Raw genomic sequence first — 19,275 nt, forward strand, 5'->3', positions numbered from 1 at the left:
AGAATATGAGCAACAAACCCATCCGCCTGTCCGTGAAGGGCGTGAACAAGCGCTTCGGCGGCCTGCAGGCGCTGTCCGATGTCGGCCTGCAGATCGAGGAGGGCACGATCTACGGCCTGATCGGTCCGAACGGCGCCGGCAAGACCACGTTCTTCAACGTGATTACCGGTCTCTACACGCCGGATTCGGGCGAATTCAAGCTCGACGGCACGGCCTATACGCCGACCGCCGTTTATCAGGTGGCGCAGGCCGGCATTGCGCGTACGTTCCAGAACATTCGCCTGTTCGGCGGCATGACGGCGCTCGAAAACGTGATGGTCGGCCGCCACGTGCGCACGAAGCACGGCCTGATCGGCGCGGTATTGCAAACGCCGTCGGAACGCAAGGAAGAGCGCGAGATCAAGGAACGCGCGATCGAACTGCTCGAATACGTGGGCATCGCGCAGTATGCGGACTACACGTCGCGCAACCTCTCGTACGGCCACCAGCGCCGTCTGGAAATCGCGCGCGCGCTCGCAACCGATCCGAAGCTGCTCGCGCTCGACGAGCCGGCGGCCGGCATGAACGCGACCGAGAAGGTCGAACTCACGCGCCTGCTCGACAAGATCCGCGCCGATGGCAAGACCATCCTGCTGATCGAGCACGACGTGAAACTGGTGATGGGCCTGTGCAACCGGATGACAGTGCTCGACTATGGCAAGGTGATCTCCGAAGGGCTGCCGCAAGACGTGCAGAAGGACCCGAAGGTGATCGAGGCATATCTGGGCGCGGGGGTTCACTGATGTCGACATCGGTTCTGAAAATCAAGGGTCTGCAGGTCAACTACGGCGGGATCCAGGCGGTCAAGGGCGTGGACATGGAAGTTCGCCAGGGCGAACTCGTCACGCTGATCGGCGCGAACGGCGCGGGCAAGACCACGACGATGAAGGCCATTACGGGTCTGAAGCCGTACGCGGCGGGCGACATCGAGTACATGGGCCAGTCGATCAAGGGCGTGCCGGCGTACGAACTGCTCAAGCGCGGCCTCGCGATGGTGCCGGAAGGTCGCGGCATCTTCGCGCGCATGTCGATTCTCGAAAACATGCAGATGGGCGCGTACCTGCGCAGCGACAACGACTGCATCCAGAAGGACGTCGAGCGCATGTTCGGCTTCTTCCCGCGCCTGAAGGAACGCGCCACGCAGCTCGCGGGCACGCTCTCGGGCGGCGAGCAGCAGATGCTGGCCATGGCGCGCGCGATCATCAGCAAGCCGAAGCTTCTGTTGCTCGATGAACCGTCGATGGGTCTCTCGCCGATCATGGTCGAGAAGATCTTCGAGGTGGTGCGCACGATCTCGTCGGAGGGCATCACGGTGCTGCTCGTGGAGCAGAACGCACGTCTCGCGCTGCAGGCCGCCAATCGCGGTTACGTGATGGACTCGGGCCTCGTGACGATGGAAGGCGAGGCGAAGCAGATGCTCGACGATCCGAAGGTGCGCGCGGCGTATCTGGGCGAATGAGCTGGGAGAGTAAGCTGCATTGCGTTGCGGTCTACGCGACCGCATAAAATGCAAAAGCCGCATGGGTGGAAAACCCATGCGGCTTTTTTCATGGCATCGACCAATAAAGTCTAGACGAGCGCTTCGGACTCCTGCACGGTGAGCCGCTTGCCGAGACTCACCACGGCATCGGCGCGATAGCCGAGCCGCTCGTAGAACGCGAGCACCTCGGCCTTGTCGGTTAGCACCTGAAGGTTGAGCTTAAGGCAGCCCATCGTGGCGAGCGCGTTTTCCGCATGGCGCACGAGCCGCGTGCCGAGACCATCGCGCCGCGCTTCGGGCGCAACGGCGACCGAATAGAGCCAGCCGCGATGCCCGTCGTAACCGGCCATCGCCGTGCCGACGAGCGCGCCGTCAACGTCGCCGTCGTTGCGAATCGCGACGAAGAAAAGCTCCGGCTGCGTGCCGAGCTTGTTCGCGATCGACAGCCGCGGATTGCGGTGCGGCCGGCTCGTGTCGTTGTACTCGGGAAACGCCTGCAGCCAGAGCGCGATCACCGCTTCGGTATCGGCTTCGCTGAACACGCGGATCGTGACGGACATCGCTCGTGCTCCGTCCGATTACAGCGAGTCGAGGATCGTGCGCAGCATCGCCATCATCTGGTCGATTTCCTGCGTAGTCACGTTCAGCGCCGGCATGAAGCGCAGCAGGTTCGGACGCGCGGCGTTGAGCAGCAAGCCGTCGGGTTGCATGAGGCGCGCCTTCTCGACGATCTCCGGCCCGATGTCCTTGCCGAGCAGCAGTGCGCGCAGCAAGCCTTCGCCACGCTCGCCCTGGAAGCCGCGTTCAGCCGAAAGCTCGAGCAGCTTCTCGCGCAGATACTCGGCGCGAGCGCGCACGCCTTCGAGGAAGCCGGGCGCAACCAGTTGCGAGATCACCGAATAGCCCACGGCCGTCATCAGCGGGTTGCCGTTGTACGTGCCGCCCTGGTCGCCCGCTTCGAACACGGCGATTTCCTTCTTCGCGAGCAGCGCCGCGAGCGGCACGCCGCCGCCGATACCCTTGCCGAGCGTCATGATGTCCGGCTCGACGCCCGAGAGTTCGTAGGCGAAGAGGGTGCCCGCACGGCCGCAGCCGCTCTGCACTTCGTCGACGATCAGCAGGATGCCGTGCTTTTTCGTCAGCGCGCGCAGTTGCTGCATGAATTCGCGCGTGGCGGGAATGACACCGCCTTCGCCCTGGATCGGCTCGAGCATCACGGCGACGGTCTTCGCGTTGATGAGCTTTTCAACCGAGGCGATATCGTTCAGGTCCGCCTTCGGGAAGCCCGGCACTTGCGGCGCGTAGATCGTGTCCCAGCCCGGTTTGCCGCTCGCCGACATCGTCGCGATCGTGCGGCCGTGGAAGCTATGGTCGAACGTGATGATCTCGTAGGCGCCGTCGCGATGCTTCTTGCCCCACTTGCGGGCGAGCTTGATCGCGCCTTCGTTGGCTTCGGCGCCGCTGTTGGCGAAGAACACCTTGTCGAAGCAGCTGTGCTCGGTGAGCAGGCCCGCGAGCTTCGCCATCGGCTCGTTGTAGAAGGCCGGCGACGGGTTGATGAGCAGGCGCGACTGCTTCTCCAGCGCCTCGATCATGCCTTCGTTGCAGTGCCCGAGGCTGTTGACGGCCCAGCCCTGGATGAAGTCCAGGTATCGCTTGCCTTCGTTGTCGTAGAGCCACGACCCCTTGCCATGCGTGAAAACGATTTCGGGCCGGTTGGTGATGTACATCAGCGACTCGATCGGGTACTCGGAATAATTCATGGCAACGGGCTCCGCGTTGGGGCTGCAAAAGGGTTGAAAACGGGGTTGCAAAAGATACGGCGGAAAAACAAAAAGCCACGGACTGGCCGTGGCTTTCGTGATTCGAACTTGCTGTGCGTTGAGAAGTGCAACGCGCGTCCGCGAGTAGCCAGGCCCTAGAGATGGGGCGAGCGGCGACGTCGGAGGGCGGACAGAATGCAGTTCATGGGCGCAAGAATACGACAAGCGGAACGACGATGTAAACCGTCAATGTGCCGAATTTTTCCAATCGGCCGAAGAATTTTTCGTGACGGCAGCCTGGTTGGTCAATTCGTGGTCGATGCGGGTCATTGCATTGTGCACGCAACGACCCGCTCGCACGACGCTCAGACGGCGTTCGCGAGGTCCGCGGCGCTCGTGAACGAGTCCGCGTAGAACTCGTCTTCGGGCAGACCGTGGTGCTGCGTGAAGTCGCGCTGCGCCGACTCGACCATCACTGGCGCGCCACACGCATAGACCTGGTAGCCCGAAAGGTCCGGCAGATCCTCGATCACGGCGCGGTGCACGAAGCCCGTGCGCTCGGTCCAGTTGTCGTCGGCGGCGGGCTCGGAGAGCACCGGTACGAAGCGGAAGTTCGGGATGTCTTTCGCCCATTGCCCGGCGAGATCCATCAGGTACAGGTCCTTCTTCTGGCGCGCGCCCCAGTAGAGCGTCATCGGGCGGTTCAGATTCTTGTGGACCGCGTGCTCGACGATGGCCTTGAGCGGCGCGAAGCCGGTGCCGGAGGCGAGCAGCACGATGGGCTTGTCCGAATCCTCGCGCAGGAAGAAGGTGCCGAGCGGCGCTTCGAAGCGCAGGATGTCGCGCTCCTTCATCTGCGAGAAGACGTGGTCGGTGAACTTGCCGCCCGGCATGTGGCGGATGTGCAGCTCGATCGGGCCTTCCTCGTGCGGCGCGCTCGCCATGGAGTAGCAGCGGCGCGTGCCGTCCTTGAGGATGAATTCGAGGTACTGGCCGGCGAGATACTGCAGGCGCTCATTGGCGGGCAGTTGCAGCTTGAGGACGACGACGTCATCGGCCTTGCGCTCGATGGCGGCGATGCGGGTAGGCAGCTTGCGCACTTGCACGTCGCCCACGCCCGCCACTTCGCGGATATCGATTTCGAGGTCGGTTTGCGCCGTTGCACAGCAGAAGAGGGCCATGCCGCGCGTTCGTTCGTCATTGGACAGCGCCGAAGCCGCGTGCGCGCGCTGCTCGATTTCGCCGTGGCAGACCGTGCCCTTGCACGAGCCGCACGCGCCGTTCTTGCAGCCATACGGCAGGCCGATGCCCTGGCGCAGGGCCGCGTTGAGAATGGGTTCGTCGGGCTCGACCTGGAATTGCCGGCCGCTTTGCTTGAGTGTTACGTTGAAAGCCATATTCAGGGAAGCGTAAGTCTGTATCCGAGGGTTGAATCCGGGCGCGTGCCCTTTCCGGACAGCGTCCGGCTAGTGTCCGCGTTACCTTGCCGGCCTTCGCCGCGAGGCCGGGGCCGCTAAAATGGTTCCACCATGATTGCCACACGAACCCTGCGCCGTGCGCGCATCCTGATTGTCGGTTGCGGCGACGTCGGCCTGCGCTGCGTCGCCCAGTTGCGCGAGCGGCCAGACCGCGCGCGCGTTTTTGCGCTCACGCGCCGTGCCGAGCGCACAGACGCGGTGCGGGCCGCGGGCGCTACGCCGGTGCGCGGCGACCTCGATTCCCGCACGAGCCTCGCGCGCATCGCGGGCCTGGCTGGCACCGTACTGCACCTCGCTCCGCCGCAAAAATCCGGCGACGACGACCTGCGAACGCGCCGCCTGATCGCAGCGCTCGCGGTGCGCCGTCGCGCAGTGTCGCGGCCTGCGTTGGCGGGCGTGGCGCCGCGCGCGTTGCGGCCCTCATTGCATGCTCTCGTGGGCCGTATTCGCCGCAACGCTTTCGGCCATACCGTAGGCTCTGGAGCGTCCGTTATTGTACCCGAGCGCATTCGGCGGATTCCTCGCGCCCGGCGTAAGCGCCTCGAACGCCCGACGCTCGTCTACGCAAGCACGACGGGGGTGTACGGCGATTGCGGCGGCGCGCGCATCGATGAAACCCGCACGGTGCAGCCCGCCAACGCCCGCGCCAAACGCCGGGTATCGGCCGAACGGCAACTGCGGCGCGCAACGGCGTGCGGTGCGCTGCGCGCCACGATCGCGCGCATTCCCGGTATTTACGCAGCGAACCGTCTCCCGCTCGCGCGGCTGGAGAAGCGCACGCCGGCGCTCGTCGCGAGCGACGACGTCTACACGAGCCACATCCACGCGGACGATCTCGCGGCGATTCTCCTGCGCCTCGCGACACATGGCCGCCCAGGGCGCACGATCCACGCAACGGACGACAGCGAACTGAAGATGGGCGAGTATTTCGACCGCGTAGCCGATGCCTTCGGCCTTGCGCGCGCACCGCGCGTGAGCCGCGCCGAGGCCGAGCGCGAACTCGAGCCCGTCTTGCTGTCGTTCATGCGCGAGTCGCGCCGGCTCGCCAATGCGCGGCTGAAGCGCGAACTGGGCGTGCGTTTGCGTTATCCCGATGTAGATGCGTTCTTGCGCACGCTGCCGCCGCACCCGTGACTCCGGGCGGGCGGCGCGGCGCAAAGCGTGCCGTTCACGTGATGGCCGGCAGCGCTTCGAGCAGGAGGAAGCACAATAGCGCTCCGATGAGCGCCCCGATGAGGTTCGGATGATACTGATGTCGCATATGCATCGACGTGAGCAGGCCCCCGATCAGAACCGCCCCAAGCGCCACGAATGCCATCAACACGAATGAGACTTCGAATGAGCCGTTGATGATCATGATGCCCCTCCTTGCAACTTGTAATCGTTCTTGAGACGAGTATAGGGCGGAAGCTCGGCAAGGACATGCTGCGGCGCGGCAAGAACGATGCCTGTTTGCAAGCATCGGTGCGTCAACACACTGAGCGGCGGGCGCTCGTGCCGCTCAGTGGTGGTTTACCCCTTGTTGCGCAACGCGTCGAGTGCGGCGGCGTCGAGCCATTGCCAGGCGCCCGGAGCCAGTCCGGCGGGCAGGGGAAAGCCGCCGATGCGCTCGCGGTGGAGCGCCTCGACCCGGTTGCCGGCCGCCGCCACCATCCGTTTGACCTGGTGATATTTGCCTTCGAGCACGGTCAGCTCCAGCTCGTAGTCTGCACGTGCGTTTGCGGCGAGTGCGACGCTCGGCTCGCGCTCGCCGTGCAGCAGCACGCCTTCACGCAAGGCGTTCAGCTGGGTTTCGTCGAGCGGATGGCGCGTTGTCGCCACGTAGACCTTCGGCACCTTGCGCTTGGGCGACGTGAAGGCGTGGACGAACTGGCCATCGTCGGAAAGCAGCAGGAGGCCGGTCGTATCCTGATCGAGGCGGCCGACGCATTGCACGTTGCGCTCGGCGAACTGCGGCGGCAGCAGATGAAACACGCTCAAGTGATGCTGCGGATCGCGCGAGCACTCGTAGCCCGCGGGTTTGTTGAGCGCAATGTACGCGCGCTCGTGAAACGGCCACGGCGTACCGTCGACGCTGAAGACGAGGCTCGCCGTGTCGAACGTGGCGAGCGGGTCGGTGCACGGCTCGCCCGCGACGGCGACCCGCGCGTCGGCGATGAGCGCGCGGCATTGGCGGCGTGAGCCGAAACCCTGGGTAAAGAGAATGCTTTCGAGATTCATGACGGACGGCGAACAGCGTAGAGCGGGGTATTTTATCCGTGTCGACGTGTTCCACGTCCCACGTCCTCCGAGCTGCCGTGCCAACGCGCCGTGCGCGGCTTGACCGCGTATCTCGGGTGGATGGCGTAACGTAGCGCAAGTAGTGGCAGGTCCGGTCGGGTTGCAGGGCATGGACGCCTACATGATTGACCCCCCAATTTTCTTCTCGCGCAGCGCCCGGCCTCGGTGTGCGCGCTGCGCCATACGGCTCACGTGGAGAACACCATGGCGAAGACAATAGCGGATCATTTGGCGAAAACGCTCGAGGCAGTTGGCGTCGAGCGTATCTGGGGCGTGACAGGCGACAGCCTGAACGGGTTGTCGGCGAGCCTGCGCAAGCTCGGCACGATTCGCTGGATGCATACGCGGCATGAGGAAGTCGCCGCCTTTGCGGCGGGCGCCGAAGCCGCGGCAACCGGCCGGCTCGCGGTGTGCGCGGGCAGTTGCGGGCCCGGCAACCTGCATCTCATCAACGGTCTCTACGACTGCCATCGCAACCGCTCGCCGGTGCTCGCGATCGCGGCGCACATTCCGTCGACGGAAATCGGCCTTGGCTATTTCCAGGAGACGCACCCGACCGAACTCTTCCGCGAGTGCAGTCATTACGTGGAACTGGTGACGAACGCATCGCAGTTCCCTCGCGTGCTCGACACCGCGCTGCGCACGGCGATCGACCAGAAGGGCGTCGCCGTGATCGTGCTGCCCGGCGACGTGGCGCTACTGGAAGCGTCTGACGAGGAGCCGGCATGGGCCCACGCGGCGCGTCCGGCGACCTTGCCTTCGTCGGCGGATATCGACCGGCTGGCCGTGCTGCTGAACCGCTCCGAGGCGGTGACGCTGTTGTGCGGAAGCGGCTGCAAGAGCTCGCATGACGAAGTGGTGGCCTTCGCGGACGCACTCGGCGCGCCGACGGTGCATGCGCTGCGCGGCAAGCAGTACGTCGAATGGGATAACCCATACGACGTGGGCATGACCGGGCTGATCGGCTTCAGCTCGGGCTACCACGCGATGATGTCGTGCGACACGCTCGTCATGCTCGGCACCGACTTCCCGTACCGCAACTTCTATCCGCACCACGCGAACATCGTGCAGATCGACCGCGACGCGGCCGCGCTCGGCAAGCGCGCGCCGCTCACGCTCGGCCTCATCGGCGACGTGCGCGAAACGCTGCGCGCGCTCACGCCGAAGCTCACGCGCAAGACCGACCGGCGCTTCATCGAGCATGCGCGCGAGCACTACGCGAGCGCGCGCAAGGGACTCGACGAACTCGCGCGCCCGGCAGCCGCGGGCAAGCCGCTCCATCCGCAGTATGTGGTGTCGCGACTCGACGCGCTCGCTGAGGACGATGCGATCTTCGCGGTCGACGTTGGCACGCCCACGCTCTGGGCCGCGCGCTACCTGACGATGAACGGCCGGCGCCGCCTGCACGGCTCGTTCAACCACGGCTCGATGGCGAACGCCATGCCGCAGGCGCTCGGCGCGCAGGCTGCGCACGCCGGGCGCCAGGTGGTCTCGCTCTCCGGCGACGGCGGCCTTTCGATGCTGCTCGGCGACATTCTCACGGCGCGTCAGCTCGATCTGCCAATCAAGATCGTTGTCCTGAATAATAGCTCGCTCGGTTTTGTCGCAATGGAGATGAAGGCCGGTGGCTACGTGGAGACGGGCACCGATCTGGCGGCGACCAACTTCGCGGATATCGCGAAAGGTGCGGGCCTCTTCAGTGTGCGCGTGGAGACGTCCGAAGCACTCGATGAGGCGTTGCGCGCGGCGTTCTCGCACGCAGGGCCCGCGCTCGTCGACGTGGTGACGACGAAGCACGAACTGGCCATGCCGCCGAAGCTGCAGTGGGCGCAAGCGAAGGGGTTCAGCCTCTACATGCTGCGCGCGGTGTTGAGCGGGCGCGGAGACGAGGTGGTGGAGCTGGCGCAGACGAATTTGCGCTGAGGCTCGTGCGGCGGACCTGCGTCAATCAGTGATTGAGACGCAGGTGCTGTCCTCCGGGTTGGTGAAAAATTCATCGACCCGGCCAGCGCGCACGTCGAGCAGCAACCGGTCCAGCACTTCGAGCCTGGCGGATCTGTCGTTGCCCGATTTGATCAGCGTCGCTGCGGTGCGCCCGGAGACGGATTCGTGGGCCTCGATGAGGATGCGTATGGCTTCCTCTCGTGTCATGAAAATGCACGCGACGTGCCACTAGCTGCAAGCCCCAAAAGTTGTTTGCACTTTGCGTTGCAGTAGCGTCTTCAATGCGTTTCACATCAATTACTTGCCGGTCCATGTAGCGCAAGGTCGCCCGCCTGGTGACGTGCTATTAAACACGCCACAACCAAGCGGAGGTGACACGTTGTTACCCGAATGGAGCAATTCTTATAACGCGCTCTACGTGCCGCTCAAGGGCGGTTGGCAGTGCGCGCTAGTGCCCGCTCGCGATATCGAAGACGTAGACCGTGGCTGGCGGTTGTCTTACGAGGAGCGCCAGAGAGCGCGAAAGGCGCGCGAAGACCAGATGGAGCAGGACAGGCGGGATTTCGATCAACTGTTCAGGGTGAGCATTGCTCGCCGTGCGTCGCGTACCTCAGACGATTTCAGCGCCTACGCGGACTTCATTGGCAAGCACGTACGTGGGCAATGGCACACGCCGATCGACGGCGAAGACATAACGCGCATTCTGCGCGAAGCGGTGCGCGACGGCCTGATCGTCCCCGCCATTGATCGTGACTGGCGTGGCAGTGTCGGCGTATCGAAGCGTTACGCGCCGCAAACCTGGGGCGAAACAAATCGGAGCGGAGGTGGGGGTGGAGTGGCCGCCAGTACGTGCGGCAAGACGTTTCACCAATCGGTGATGGAATCGATGGCCCTCGACGCCGACGACGCGACGGCCTACATCGAAAAGTACAACGCGATGGTCGAGCGCATCGACGCAATACAGGCCGCAAACGCCGCAAGGCGCGCAGTAGCCGCAGCGGCCAGCGATGGCGACGAGTTGCTCGGTGCGGTGGAGACGGCAGCCGGGGCGGTGCTCGGCGGCGTTGACGATTCGGTCGATCGCGGTGACGGCGGCGCCTCTCACGATGACCTGTTCAGCGCGGATTCTGGCCACGATTCGACGCTGCTCGGTGACGCACGGCCGTTCGACTATCAGCGCGATATGCCGGATGGCGACGCTGAGCAAATCGCAGGTATGCCGTTCAATGGAGCGCCGGGCACGTGGGCGTCGAGTATGCCGGGAACGATGCCGCAGTTGCGGCAGTACGGCCCCGACGGCACGCCAATGACGGATATTGACTTCGAGGCCCATCACGGCAATCCCAACCCTCATGCTCACAATTGGGACGGAACTAGCCGTGACGAGGGCGCGCCGGTTTCCTTGCTTCATTGGTGAATGGAATGACGGACAACTTATTGGCATCGTGGAATTACTTCCACGATTGGTCTCTGGATAGCGTTGCGATTGGGCCGAACGTAGAGCCCCGGACGCTGACACTTGGCCTGTACCTTGGCGACAGACGCGTGGTGGTGACGTTCGAAGGCGTTACGTGCGTCTCCGTTGAGCGCTTGGGGTTGCTGAACATCGTGTATGGCATTCACATCGTTCGGCCGGATGATACGAAGTACGCGCGCGCCAGCGCTTCGCTTGAGCGCGGCGAGCGGCTTACTCATAGGAGGGCGGCGCTGCTCGTGTTCGTCTATTCAACGCTCGGCGCCGAACTTGCGATTGAGTGCGACTCCTTGGCGGTGCGGGAGGTGGGTTACACGTGAGCACGAATCGAAAAGGGCCCGCCTGGCCGGCGAACTTGGTTGCTTCACGCAGATGTACGCGCGTAAGGCGCACGCCGGCCGCGATCCTAACGATCGGCGTTACGACAGGGAAATCGAGAAGGCAATGCAGAGACTACGCTCCGACGAGCTTTCGGAGCTGCAGGCGAACGATCGCTATCGGACTGACTCTGATAGGGGGCCCAAAGCACTGACGGCACGCGACCCGCCACGAGAATTGCAGCATAGCGACGCGACGGCAGGTGAAAGCGGTATTTATCCGCAGGGCGTGGGGCGGCGACCGAGGGGTGCGGTTGGTGATTGCGGTGTGCTCTGACGGAGTGTCCGGGAGTTTCCCGCAGCGCCCAGAAAGCAAAAAGCCCGATCTGACTGGATCGGGCTAAGTGCTTGAATGTGTTGCTGGTGCCTCGGGCCGGAATCGAACCGGCACTCCTTTCGGAACCGGATTTTGAGTCCGGCGCGTCTACCAATTTCACCACCGAGGCATGTGCTTGCTTGTTTCAAGCACCCGAGCGCAAATATGCAAGCGCTCGAAGCAGCCCTAGATTATGACGCAAATCGCCCGCCCAGGCAACCACACGGCGGCAGCGAGCCGTCAAATCGTCCGCGAGAACCGTTTGGGCTGCTGTGCGTCAAGATAGCGGTCGAACACCATCGCGATATTGCGCACCAGCATGCGCCCAGCGGGCAGTACCTCGAGCCGGTCGGCGCTGCGCGCGACAAGCCCGTCGCGTTCGAACTCGCGCAGCCGTTCGAGCTCGGCCGCGAAGGTCGCCGGAAAACGCACGCCGTAGGCGGCCTCGAACTCGTCGTAACGCAGTTCGAGATTGCACATGAGTTCCGTAATGATGTCGCGGCGCAGACGGTCGTCGGCGGTGAGGCGCACGCCTTTCGCGGTCGCGAGCTTGCCCGCGCCAATGGCCGCGCCGTAGCCGATCAGGTCCTTCGCATTCTGCGCGTAGACGTCGCCGACCTTGCCGATCGCCGAAGCGCCAAAGCCGATCAGGTCGCAGTCGGCGCGTGTGCTGTAACCCTGGAAATTGCGGTGCAGCGTGCGTTGCGCCTGGGCGCGCGCAAGTTCGTCGGTGGGCAGCGCGAAATGGTCCATGCCGATGTACACATAGCCCGCCTCGGTGAGCTGCTCGATCACGAGCCTCAACAGCGCCATGCGCTCCGTGGGCGTGGGCAACGTGGCTTCGTCCATCTGACGCTGCATCTTGAATAAATGCGGCATGTGCGCGTAGCCGAACACCGAGATGCGATCGGGCGCGAGCAGCAGCATCGTCTCGAGCGTGCGGCCGAATGTTTTGACGTTCTGGTGCGGCAGGCCATAGATCAGATCGACGCTGATCGATTCGAAGCCGTTCGCGCGCGCGGCGTTCATGACGTCGACGGTCAGCTCGAGCGGCTGAATGCGGTTGACCGCCTTCTGCACAACCGGATCGAAGTCCTGAACGCCCAGGCTCAACCGGTTGAAGCCGAGCGAACGCAGATGCGCAATGGTCTGCGCCGTGGCTTCGCGCGGGTCGATCTCGATCGAGTATTCGCCGGTGTCGTCGGGCTGCAGCGCGAAGCATTCGCGCGTGGCGGCCATGAGCGCGCTCATTTCGTCCAGCGAGAGAAAGGTGGGCGTGCCGCCGCCCCAATGCAGCTGCGAAACGGGGCGCTTCGTGTCGAAGAGGGCGGCCTGCAGCTCCAGTTCGCGGATCACCTGCGCGAGATACGGTTTCGCGCGGCCGCGGTTCTTCGTGATGACCTTGTTGCAGCCGCAATAAAAGCAGACGGTATCGCAAAACGGAACGTGGAAGTAAAGCGAGAGATCGGTTTCGCTCGCGCCCGGATCGGCAGCCGCGCGGCGGTAGTCGGCGGGATCGAAGTCGTCACGGAACTGCAGGGCGGTGGGGTAGGACGTGTAGCGCGGGCCGTTGGCACCGTATCTGGCTAGCAGGTCGGGGCGAAAGAGCAGGTCTGCGTCGCTCATGCAAAGCTCACTGGGAAGGGCGGCGCATGGCTGGGCGGCGTCCGGCGCCGCGGAACGCCGCGCACAGTTGACCTGTCCCCTGTCCTACAGCGCCAGATTGATAAAGTGTACGAGCGGGTAGGAGGAAGCGATTGTGTAAAAAGGTCGCATGCGGGCGATGGCACAATGCGTCTGATCTGTCGCGGCGTGCGGTGTCGCAATCCCCACCGCGCCTCGGACACAATTTGTCAGAGTTCCAGGAAGCCGAAGTGAGTACCGCTATTCCCGCCGAAGTCTCAGTGCATGCATGCCGCCCCGGTTGCGGCGCGTGCTGCATCGCGCCGTCTATTACGAGCCCGATTCCGGGGATGCCCGAAGGCAAGCCGGCCGGCGTGCGCTGCGTTCAACTCGGCGAGGACCTGCGCTGCATGATCTTCGGCTCGCCGTTGCGCCCGGCGTGCTGCTCGGGGCTGCAGCCGCAGCCCGAGATGTGCGGGGCATCGCGCGAGGAGGCCATCGTCTGGCTCACGCGTCTCGAGGCGCAAACCCAACCGCAATCGCTGATGCGGGCCGCGCGCTGAACCAGGCGCAAACTGCGTCGGCCGGCCGTTATGCGCCAGGATGGCGGCGCGTCAAACCCGACCAAACAAGGAGATTTCGCATGGTCCACACCGCAACGCGCGCTTCCCGGCGCGCCTTCCTGCTCACAGCCTGCGCTGCGGCGGGTACGGCGATGTCGCTCGGCGCGTGTGCGACGGGGATTTTCCCGTTCATTCCCGATCACTACACGTTTTCGCAGCAGCAGGTGCAGGACGCGGTGCAGCGCAAGTTTCCTTATCACCGCTCGATGCAGCAGATTTTCGACGTTTCGCTCACGAACCCCGTCGTGACGCTCCAGCCCGATCGCAACCGCGTGGCCGTGCGGCTCGACGCGCACCTCGAAAGCCCGTTGATGCAGCAACCCGTGAGCGGCGCGTTCACGGTGTCGAGCGAACTCGCCTACGACAGCGCGAGCCGTGCCGTGGTGCTGCGCTCGCCTTCGGTCGATGGCGTCGACATGGCAGGCAACGCCGCCGCCTACGCGCCGCAGGTGAGCGCGGTCGCCGCGCTCGTTGCTACCCAGTTGCTCAACAACTATCCCGTCTACACCTTCAAGCCCGATCAGCTCCAATTTGCCGGAGTCAACTACGAACCCGGTACAATCAGCATCCTTACAAACGGTATACGCGTGCAGATCGTCGAGAAGTAAGCAGACGAAACGCCAGCGCGCGCGGCCGTCGTCGGTCGTGTGGCGCGGCGTGCGCCGTCCCGATGTACAAAGAAGAGGGATAAAAGGGATGGACTGGTTTTTGACCTGCAAGGCCTTGATTCTCGGCATCGTCGAAGGGCTGACGGAATTTCTGCCCGTTTCGAGTACGGGGCATCTGATCGTCGTCGGCAGCTTGCTCAACTTCGACGGCGAGTCTGCGAAGACCTTCTACGTGGTGATCCAGTTTGGCGCGATCCTCGCCGTGTGCTGGGAGTTCCGGCGCAAGATCGGCGAGGTCGTCGTAGGGTTGCCCTCGCGTCCCGATGCGCGGCGCTTCACGCTCAACGTGATCGTCGCCACAATTCCGGCGGTCGTGCTCGGTCTGATGTTCGAGAAGGCGATCAAGTCGGTTCTCTTCGCGCCGGTGCCGGTAGCGTTCGCGCTCGTTGGCGGCGGCCTCGTCATCCTGTGGGTCGAAAGTCGTCTGCGCGGTCCGAAGGGACTGCCGGTCGCTGCGCAACGCAGCGCGCGCGTGAATTCGATTGACGAGATCACGCCGCTGGACGCGTTCAAGGTGGGTTGCGCGCAGTGCTTCGCGCTGATTCCGGGCATGTCGCGCTCGGGCTCAACGATCATCGGCGCGATGCTGTTCGGCCTCGAGCGGCGCGTCGCGACCGAGTTCTCGTTCTTCCTTGCGATTCCCGTGATCTTTGGCGCAACCGTTTATGAGCTGTACAAGAGCTGGCACGAGCTTTCCGTGGACGGGCTCGGGCTCTTCGGCGTCGGCTTCGTCGCCGCGTTCGTCAGCGCGTTCGCATGTGTGCGCTGGCTGCTGCGCTTTGTCGCGTCGCACGACTTCACCGCCTTCGCCTGGTACCGGATCGCTTTCGGTCTTGTGATCCTGCTGTTCGGCTATGGCGGCGGCATGGGCTGGGACGACTAAAAACACGACGGGCGCCGCATGACATCACGGCGCCCGTTTTTCTGCCTGGTTCTCAGTTTCAGTCCGCGCGGCGGCGGAACACGAGATCCCACACGCCGTGACCGAGCCGCAGGCCGCGACGCTCGAACTTCGTCACCGGACGGTAGTCGGGGCGCGGCGCGTAGTCGGCGGCCGTATTTTCGAGCGCGGGTTCCGCGCTGAGCACTTCGAGCATCTGCTCGGCGTAGTTCTGCCAGTCGGTCGCGCAGTGCAGGTACGCGCCCGGCTTCATGCGCGAGACGAGTTGCGCGACGAACTTCGGCTGAATCAGGCGGCGCTTGTGGTGGCGCGCCTTGTGCCACGGATCGGGGAAAAAGATGTGCACGCCGTCGAGGCTCGCTGGCGCGATCATGTGCTCGAGCACCTCAACGGCGTCGTGCTGAATGATTCGGATGTTCTCCAGATTCTGATCTCCGATCAGCTTCAGCAGCGCTCCCACGCCAGGTTCATGGACCTCGACGCCGAGGAAGTCGTCCTCGCGGCGCAATGCTGCGATTTCCGCCGTGCTCGCGCCCATCCCGAAACCGATCTCCAGGATGCGCGGCGCGTGCCGTTCAAACACGGCGTCCCAGTCGGCGGCTTCCGGCGCATAGGGCACAACGAAGCGCGGCCCGAGTTCGTCGAGCGCGCGACGCTGGCCGGTCGAGACGCGGCCAGCGCGGGTCACGAAGCTGCGGATGCGGCGGTGGTGCAGCGCGTCGCCGACGGCGGCCTCGGATTGCGCGTTCGTGCCGGAGGCGGCGTCTTGTGCGTCTGACGGCGTGCAGTCGGGACGGGTGGCGTCGTTGGGATCGTGATTCATCTTCGCGGGTGAATGTGAGAGCGGCGGATTTCGCGGCTGTCGATAATCGGGGCAGGCTGTGCCTTCGGCTCGGTGCTGGCCATTTCGCGGGCTATCCGGGGCCGCATAGCCGGGCGCGATGCGCGCCGGCGTGGCCGGATGCGTTGTGCGCCGCTTTTGCGTTCGCCGGAATCGGCGGCGGCCTTCGGCCCGGCAGGGCGGGCGCGGCGCGCTCGAAGCCCAGCGGCTCCGAAGCCGTCGCGCATTATATCAGCGCACTCGCACGGCTCTGGCGGCTGAGGCGGGGCCGCTTCTCCTCGCTGCGACACCTCAATCGGCTGAAACGACGACCTGCATGCGCGTGGGTTCGTTCAACTCGAACGCGCTCACACGCCCGGCGCGCACGTCGAACATGAGGCGCGTGAGGTCGTCGGCCGCGGCGCGCAGGCGCTCGGCTTCGTCGGATGGGCGCTCGTCGGCGTCGGCGAGAAGGGCTTTGCGCGAGCGCACGATCAGGGCGATCGCGCTCGGCCGGGACATGAAAAATTGATCCATCGTGGGACTGGTGCGCCAGAGGGCGCGCAGCGAGTCGTTATGTGGCAGCAGACCTGCTCGCGGCGCGTGCGGGAGGACCCGAGAAGCGCCAGAGTGCGTTGTGCAACGGAGGAATTCAGGTCATGCCCGGCATGTGCCGGTCGGGCGGGCAGGGCGTCCCGGGAGGGGCGCTCATCGAAAGCCCAGGCCTCGAAGAGAGGTCGGTAAACCGACGTGGAGCGGGCGATGGGAATCGAACCCACGTCATCAGCTTGGGAAGCTGAGGTAATGGCCATTATACGACGCCCGCAGAGCGCGCTATTTTACGCGGTTTTGGCCGTTTCGCGCAATGACGCGGTCAAACGACGCGGCGCCCCGAGCGTGACGCCGCGTGCACGAGAGCGTGCGCGGATATGTCCTCAAATGCCAGTCAGATGCCGCTCAGATACCAAACAGCGTGAGCGAAACAGCTGCGCGCGTGACTACCATCAGCAGCACCTGCACGATCACGAAGAGCAGAATCGGTGAGAGGTCGAGGCCGCCCAGGTTCGGCAGGATACGGCGCAGCGGGTTAAGGAACGGCGCCGTCAGCTGGAACAGCACCGGCATCGCCGCCGAGCGAGGATTGAGCCACGAGAGCAGCGCCATCAGGATCGTCAGCCAGATCAGCAGGTTGAGCGCCCATTTCACCAGCGTGAGCACGGCAACGATGAGAAGCGTCGGCAAAAGACCCAATGGGTCCACGCCTGCGATCCATACCATCAGCAGCACGTAGGCAATGGCCGCGACCAGCGCGGCGACCACGCTCGCCCAGTCGATGCCGCGCACGCCGGGAATGGCGTGCCGCAGGGGCAGCACCAGCCAGTTGGTGACCTGCTGGATCGCGTGGGTCACGGGGTTGTACGGCGGCACACGCACGAACTGGAGCCAGGCGCGCAGCAGCAGGGCGGCGCCGAATAGTGTGAAGACCGTATTGAGCAGAAAGCGGGCGATATCGCCGAACATCGGTGTTGTTTCCTTCTTGTGTTGGGTGGCGGCGCACCTGGCGTGTGGCGGCCGATGGAAGGTCTAGTCCAGGTCCGCTCGTCCCAGCAGGCTCGAGCGGAGCACGTCAGACGGACACCTTGACCTCGCTGATCAGAATGGTGCCATTTCCGCCGTCGGTGTAGTTGGGAATGTCGTCGAGGAGTGTGTCGGCATTCGGCTGAAACGCCGCGTAGAACGCGTCCATCGTCTCGAACAGAAAGTGTCCAGCCGCGACGTACGGCGGCGGCGTGCCCGGCGGCCCCGCATTGATGCCGATGTCGACCGACCAGCCCTTGAGCGATTCGCCAAAGAGCTTCGCCGCGAGCGGCATGTGGTGCGTGCAGTAGTACTCGGAGTCGAAACGCCCGTTCTCGCGATACGGATAGAGGATGCTGACCTTGATCATTGTGCGTTCTCGTCGGTGAGTCCGATGGGCGCGCGTTGCGTGCCCTTGCGATGCGCGCGCCGTCGCCACATTACCACGGCTTACGCCTCGCCAGTATCCGCGAGCGATGCTGCCGCGCGGGCCTGGCGCGCGGCAGCCGCTGCGGTTTCTGGCGTGCGCGCCGCGCAAAATGGCTGCATTCACTGCAGGCTTTTCCGCGAACGGCTACAGTGTTCCGACAGACCGCGTCTGACAGGCGCCTCGCGACCCGGGTGTTGTGCCGCAGCCGCGCGGCGCGAAATGTTCGCTTTCGTACCGATCACGCGCCGACGGTGCGGCTACAAATGAACACTGACGAGCGCGATGTCGCGTCCGGTAGCCTGGCGCGGCACGATTTCTGCTGGTGGCTGGCGGCGCACCTGTGCGCAGCACCCAAACCCAGCACGGGGAAGCCGCAACGAACAGTGCGCTGCGCATATGCGGCGCTCGTGAGGCTATCTCGCAACACCGCCATTTTCGTCGCGGAATCTGAGCACAATACTTTTCATCGTTTCGGTTTCGTTGTTGCAGTCGTGCAATTGGGTTTGTTCCTGTCGGTAGTCCGATTCGGGGAGTTCACCATGAGCATCTTCGCTTACCGAAAGCATCTGCGATTTCTCACGCCCTTTCAGCGCCGCCGTTGGTGGGATCAGAAGAAGCGCCTGACGCCGCGCGTTCGCATCAGCGGCGCCTATGTGCCGCCGAACGTCACGCGCGAGTTCACCTACGTGAAGGTCGGATAGCGGAGTGTTTGTTCCAAGGCGGTGGCGGTTTGTGCGCCGCTGGCTGGTCGGATGAGATGCCCGGTTCCAGGACCGGGCATTGTCGTTTACAGCGTCGCCGCGCGTCTGCGACTGTGGTGCGAACGTAGCCCTGTCCAATCAATTTGTAATCAAACATTACCGGGAGACTTGCTTCCCGACTCCCTCGCGCAGGTAACAATGACAGCGCCCTGGTTTTTGTAACGAATAGCGTCGTGACGGCGAGCGTGGGCGGCGATTTTTTGCCGCAGCCGCGCCCGCTGGGCTTGACGCGCTATTAAGCGCCCCCCAAATAGCATTGCAATTCGAAACAAATGGCTACCAATGACGGCCGCCGTTTTCGATACATTGAAGGCGTGGGCAGTGCCCGTTATATGCGCGTCGCCGCTGGTGGCCGCCAGGAGAAGAGAAGTGAAAAAGACCGTATCGTTCATCGTTGCCGCCGCGCTGGGTGTGGGGTTCGTCAGCGCGGCCCAGGCGCACGTCTCGGTGGGTATCGGCATTGGCATTCCGGTGGCCCCGGCCTATCCCGTCTATGCTGCGCCGGTCTACGCACCGCCGCCCCCGCCCGTGGTCTATGCGCCGCCGCCGGTGGTGTACGCGCCGCCGCCTGCCGTCGTCGTTGGCGGCTACTACGGCCATCCTTACTGGCATCACGGCTACTACCGCGGCTATTACGGCCGCGGGTACTACGGCCACGGCTACTACCGTCATTGAGCGTGACGGGCGGCGTACGCCGCCCGGTCGCAACTTTCACGAACG

23 protein-coding genes and 2 tRNA genes are annotated in these 19,275 nt (G+C 64.3%); 11 read left to right on the forward strand and 14 right to left on the reverse strand.

Annotation, left to right across the window (positions count from 1 at the left end):
* Positions 1-5 precede the first annotated feature (5 nt).
* Both JMY28_RS08285 and JMY28_RS08290 read left to right on the forward strand, forming a co-directional pair.
* Positions 6-782: an ABC transporter ATP-binding protein gene (locus JMY28_RS08285; protein WP_201695421.1), complete on the forward strand. Its 777-nt coding sequence runs from the start codon at positions 6-8 to the stop codon at positions 780-782.
* Complete coding sequence (locus JMY28_RS08290; RefSeq protein ID WP_201695422.1) at positions 782-1,498, forward strand: ABC transporter ATP-binding protein; 717 nt, start codon at positions 782-784, stop codon at positions 1,496-1,498. Before JMY28_RS08285 ends, JMY28_RS08290 begins: the two co-directional genes overlap by 1 nt.
* Positions 1,499-1,608: 110 nt before the next feature.
* On the opposite strand, the gene JMY28_RS08295 is transcribed toward JMY28_RS08290, so the two are convergent.
* The 3 genes from JMY28_RS08295 to JMY28_RS08305 form a co-directional block, all read right to left on the reverse strand.
* Positions 1,609-2,079 carry a GNAT family acetyltransferase gene (locus JMY28_RS08295; RefSeq protein WP_201695423.1) on the reverse strand — a complete coding sequence of 157 codons (471 nt, stop codon included), beginning with the start codon at positions 2,077-2,079 and terminating at the stop codon, positions 1,609-1,611.
* Between the two features lie 18 nt (positions 2,080-2,097).
* Entirely contained in the window at positions 2,098-3,282 is a 1,185-nt protein-coding gene (locus tag JMY28_RS08300) for an acetylornithine transaminase (RefSeq protein WP_201695424.1), read from the reverse strand.
* A 365-nt stretch (positions 3,283-3,647) separates the two neighbouring features.
* Positions 3,648-4,679 (reverse strand): CDP-6-deoxy-delta-3,4-glucoseen reductase, encoded by a 1,032-nt coding sequence (locus JMY28_RS08305; RefSeq protein WP_201695425.1) that lies wholly within the window; start codon positions 4,677-4,679, stop codon positions 3,648-3,650.
* Between the two features lie 132 nt (positions 4,680-4,811).
* Here JMY28_RS08305 and JMY28_RS08310 point away from each other — a divergent pair, with 132 nt between their 5' ends.
* Positions 4,812-5,894 (forward strand): NAD-dependent epimerase/dehydratase family protein, encoded by a 1,083-nt coding sequence (locus JMY28_RS08310; protein ID WP_201695426.1) that lies wholly within the window; start codon positions 4,812-4,814, stop codon positions 5,892-5,894.
* A 34-nt stretch (positions 5,895-5,928) separates the two neighbouring features.
* Here JMY28_RS08310 and JMY28_RS08315 read toward each other — a convergent pair whose 3' ends face one another.
* Together JMY28_RS08315 and JMY28_RS08320 are read right to left on the reverse strand one after the other, a co-directional pair.
* Positions 5,929-6,117, reverse strand: coding sequence for a hypothetical protein (locus JMY28_RS08315; protein WP_201695427.1), 189 nt, complete (start codon positions 6,115-6,117; stop codon positions 5,929-5,931).
* Between the two features lie 155 nt (positions 6,118-6,272).
* Positions 6,273-6,980, reverse strand: coding sequence for a pseudouridine synthase (locus tag JMY28_RS08320; RefSeq protein ID WP_201695428.1), 708 nt, complete (start codon positions 6,978-6,980; stop codon positions 6,273-6,275).
* A 264-nt stretch (positions 6,981-7,244) separates the two neighbouring features.
* Between JMY28_RS08320 and poxB the strand changes: the two genes are divergently transcribed.
* The gene (gene poxB, locus JMY28_RS08325) at positions 7,245-8,963 is read left to right on the forward strand and encodes a ubiquinone-dependent pyruvate dehydrogenase (protein WP_201695429.1); all 1,719 of its coding nucleotides are present in this window, start codon (positions 7,245-7,247) and stop codon (positions 8,961-8,963) included.
* A gap of 21 nt (positions 8,964-8,984) precedes the next feature.
* Here poxB and JMY28_RS08330 read toward each other — a convergent pair whose 3' ends face one another.
* Entirely contained in the window at positions 8,985-9,191 is a 207-nt protein-coding gene (locus tag JMY28_RS08330; RefSeq protein WP_201695430.1) for a hypothetical protein, read from the reverse strand.
* 211 nt (positions 9,192-9,402) lie between these two features.
* Here JMY28_RS08330 and JMY28_RS08335 point away from each other — a divergent pair, with 211 nt between their 5' ends.
* The gene (locus tag JMY28_RS08335; RefSeq protein ID WP_201695431.1) at positions 9,403-10,401 is read left to right on the forward strand and encodes a hypothetical protein; all 999 of its coding nucleotides are present in this window, start codon (positions 9,403-9,405) and stop codon (positions 10,399-10,401) included.
* A 5-nt stretch (positions 10,402-10,406) separates the two neighbouring features.
* Positions 10,407-10,778, forward strand: a complete 372-nt coding sequence (locus JMY28_RS08340) for a hypothetical protein (RefSeq protein WP_236596759.1) — start codon at positions 10,407-10,409, stop codon at positions 10,776-10,778.
* A gap of 418 nt (positions 10,779-11,196) precedes the next feature.
* Here the strand turns inward: JMY28_RS08340 and JMY28_RS08345 are convergent.
* Positions 11,197-11,281 (reverse strand) — tRNA-Leu (locus JMY28_RS08345).
* Positions 11,282-11,391: 110 nt separating this feature from the next.
* On the reverse strand, positions 11,392-12,777 hold the full coding sequence (hemN, locus tag JMY28_RS08350; protein ID WP_201695432.1) for an oxygen-independent coproporphyrinogen III oxidase: 1,386 nt from the start codon (positions 12,775-12,777) through the stop codon (positions 11,392-11,394).
* 248 nt (positions 12,778-13,025) lie between these two features.
* Between hemN and JMY28_RS08355 the strand changes: the two genes are divergently transcribed.
* From JMY28_RS08355 to JMY28_RS08365, 3 genes are all read left to right on the forward strand, one after another.
* Complete coding sequence (locus tag JMY28_RS08355; RefSeq protein WP_201695433.1) at positions 13,026-13,337, forward strand: YkgJ family cysteine cluster protein; 312 nt, start codon at positions 13,026-13,028, stop codon at positions 13,335-13,337.
* A gap of 80 nt (positions 13,338-13,417) precedes the next feature.
* Positions 13,418-14,005 carry a DUF1439 domain-containing protein gene (locus tag JMY28_RS08360; protein ID WP_201695434.1) on the forward strand — a complete coding sequence of 196 codons (588 nt, stop codon included), beginning with the start codon at positions 13,418-13,420 and terminating at the stop codon, positions 14,003-14,005.
* Positions 14,006-14,093: 88 nt separating this feature from the next.
* Positions 14,094-14,948, forward strand: coding sequence for an undecaprenyl-diphosphate phosphatase (locus JMY28_RS08365; protein WP_201695435.1), 855 nt, complete (start codon positions 14,094-14,096; stop codon positions 14,946-14,948).
* A gap of 58 nt (positions 14,949-15,006) precedes the next feature.
* Here JMY28_RS08365 and trmB read toward each other — a convergent pair whose 3' ends face one another.
* From trmB to JMY28_RS08390, 5 genes are all read right to left on the reverse strand, one after another.
* On the reverse strand, positions 15,007-15,789 hold the full coding sequence (trmB, locus tag JMY28_RS08370) for a tRNA (guanosine(46)-N7)-methyltransferase TrmB (RefSeq protein ID WP_201695436.1): 783 nt from the start codon (positions 15,787-15,789) through the stop codon (positions 15,007-15,009).
* Positions 15,790-16,098: 309 nt separating this feature from the next.
* Positions 16,099-16,308 (reverse strand): hypothetical protein, encoded by a 210-nt coding sequence (locus tag JMY28_RS08375; RefSeq protein WP_201695437.1) that lies wholly within the window; start codon positions 16,306-16,308, stop codon positions 16,099-16,101.
* Between the two features lie 229 nt (positions 16,309-16,537).
* A tRNA-Gly gene (locus JMY28_RS08380) sits at positions 16,538-16,612 on the reverse strand.
* A 131-nt stretch (positions 16,613-16,743) separates the two neighbouring features.
* Complete coding sequence (locus JMY28_RS08385) at positions 16,744-17,307, reverse strand: YggT family protein (RefSeq protein WP_201695438.1); 564 nt, start codon at positions 17,305-17,307, stop codon at positions 16,744-16,746.
* 106 nt (positions 17,308-17,413) lie between these two features.
* The gene (locus tag JMY28_RS08390; RefSeq protein WP_201695439.1) at positions 17,414-17,734 is read right to left on the reverse strand and encodes an EthD family reductase; all 321 of its coding nucleotides are present in this window, start codon (positions 17,732-17,734) and stop codon (positions 17,414-17,416) included.
* 323 nt (positions 17,735-18,057) lie between these two features.
* Between JMY28_RS08390 and JMY28_RS08395 the strand changes: the two genes are divergently transcribed.
* Positions 18,058-18,495, forward strand: coding sequence for a hypothetical protein (locus tag JMY28_RS08395; protein WP_201695619.1), 438 nt, complete (start codon positions 18,058-18,060; stop codon positions 18,493-18,495).
* 149 nt (positions 18,496-18,644) lie between these two features.
* Here JMY28_RS08395 and JMY28_RS08400 read toward each other — a convergent pair whose 3' ends face one another.
* Positions 18,645-18,947 carry a hypothetical protein gene (locus JMY28_RS08400; protein WP_201695440.1) on the reverse strand — a complete coding sequence of 101 codons (303 nt, stop codon included), beginning with the start codon at positions 18,945-18,947 and terminating at the stop codon, positions 18,645-18,647.
* Between JMY28_RS08400 and JMY28_RS08405 the strand changes: the two genes are divergently transcribed.
* Positions 18,925-19,230: a hypothetical protein gene (locus tag JMY28_RS08405; protein WP_201695441.1), complete on the forward strand. Its 306-nt coding sequence runs from the start codon at positions 18,925-18,927 to the stop codon at positions 19,228-19,230. The genes JMY28_RS08400 and JMY28_RS08405 overlap by 23 nt on opposite strands.
* The last annotated feature ends 45 nt before the right edge of the window (positions 19,231-19,275 follow it).

The organism is Paraburkholderia hiiakae, from assembly GCF_904848665.1.
GTDB lineage: Bacteria > Pseudomonadota > Gammaproteobacteria > Burkholderiales > Burkholderiaceae > Paraburkholderia > Paraburkholderia hiiakae.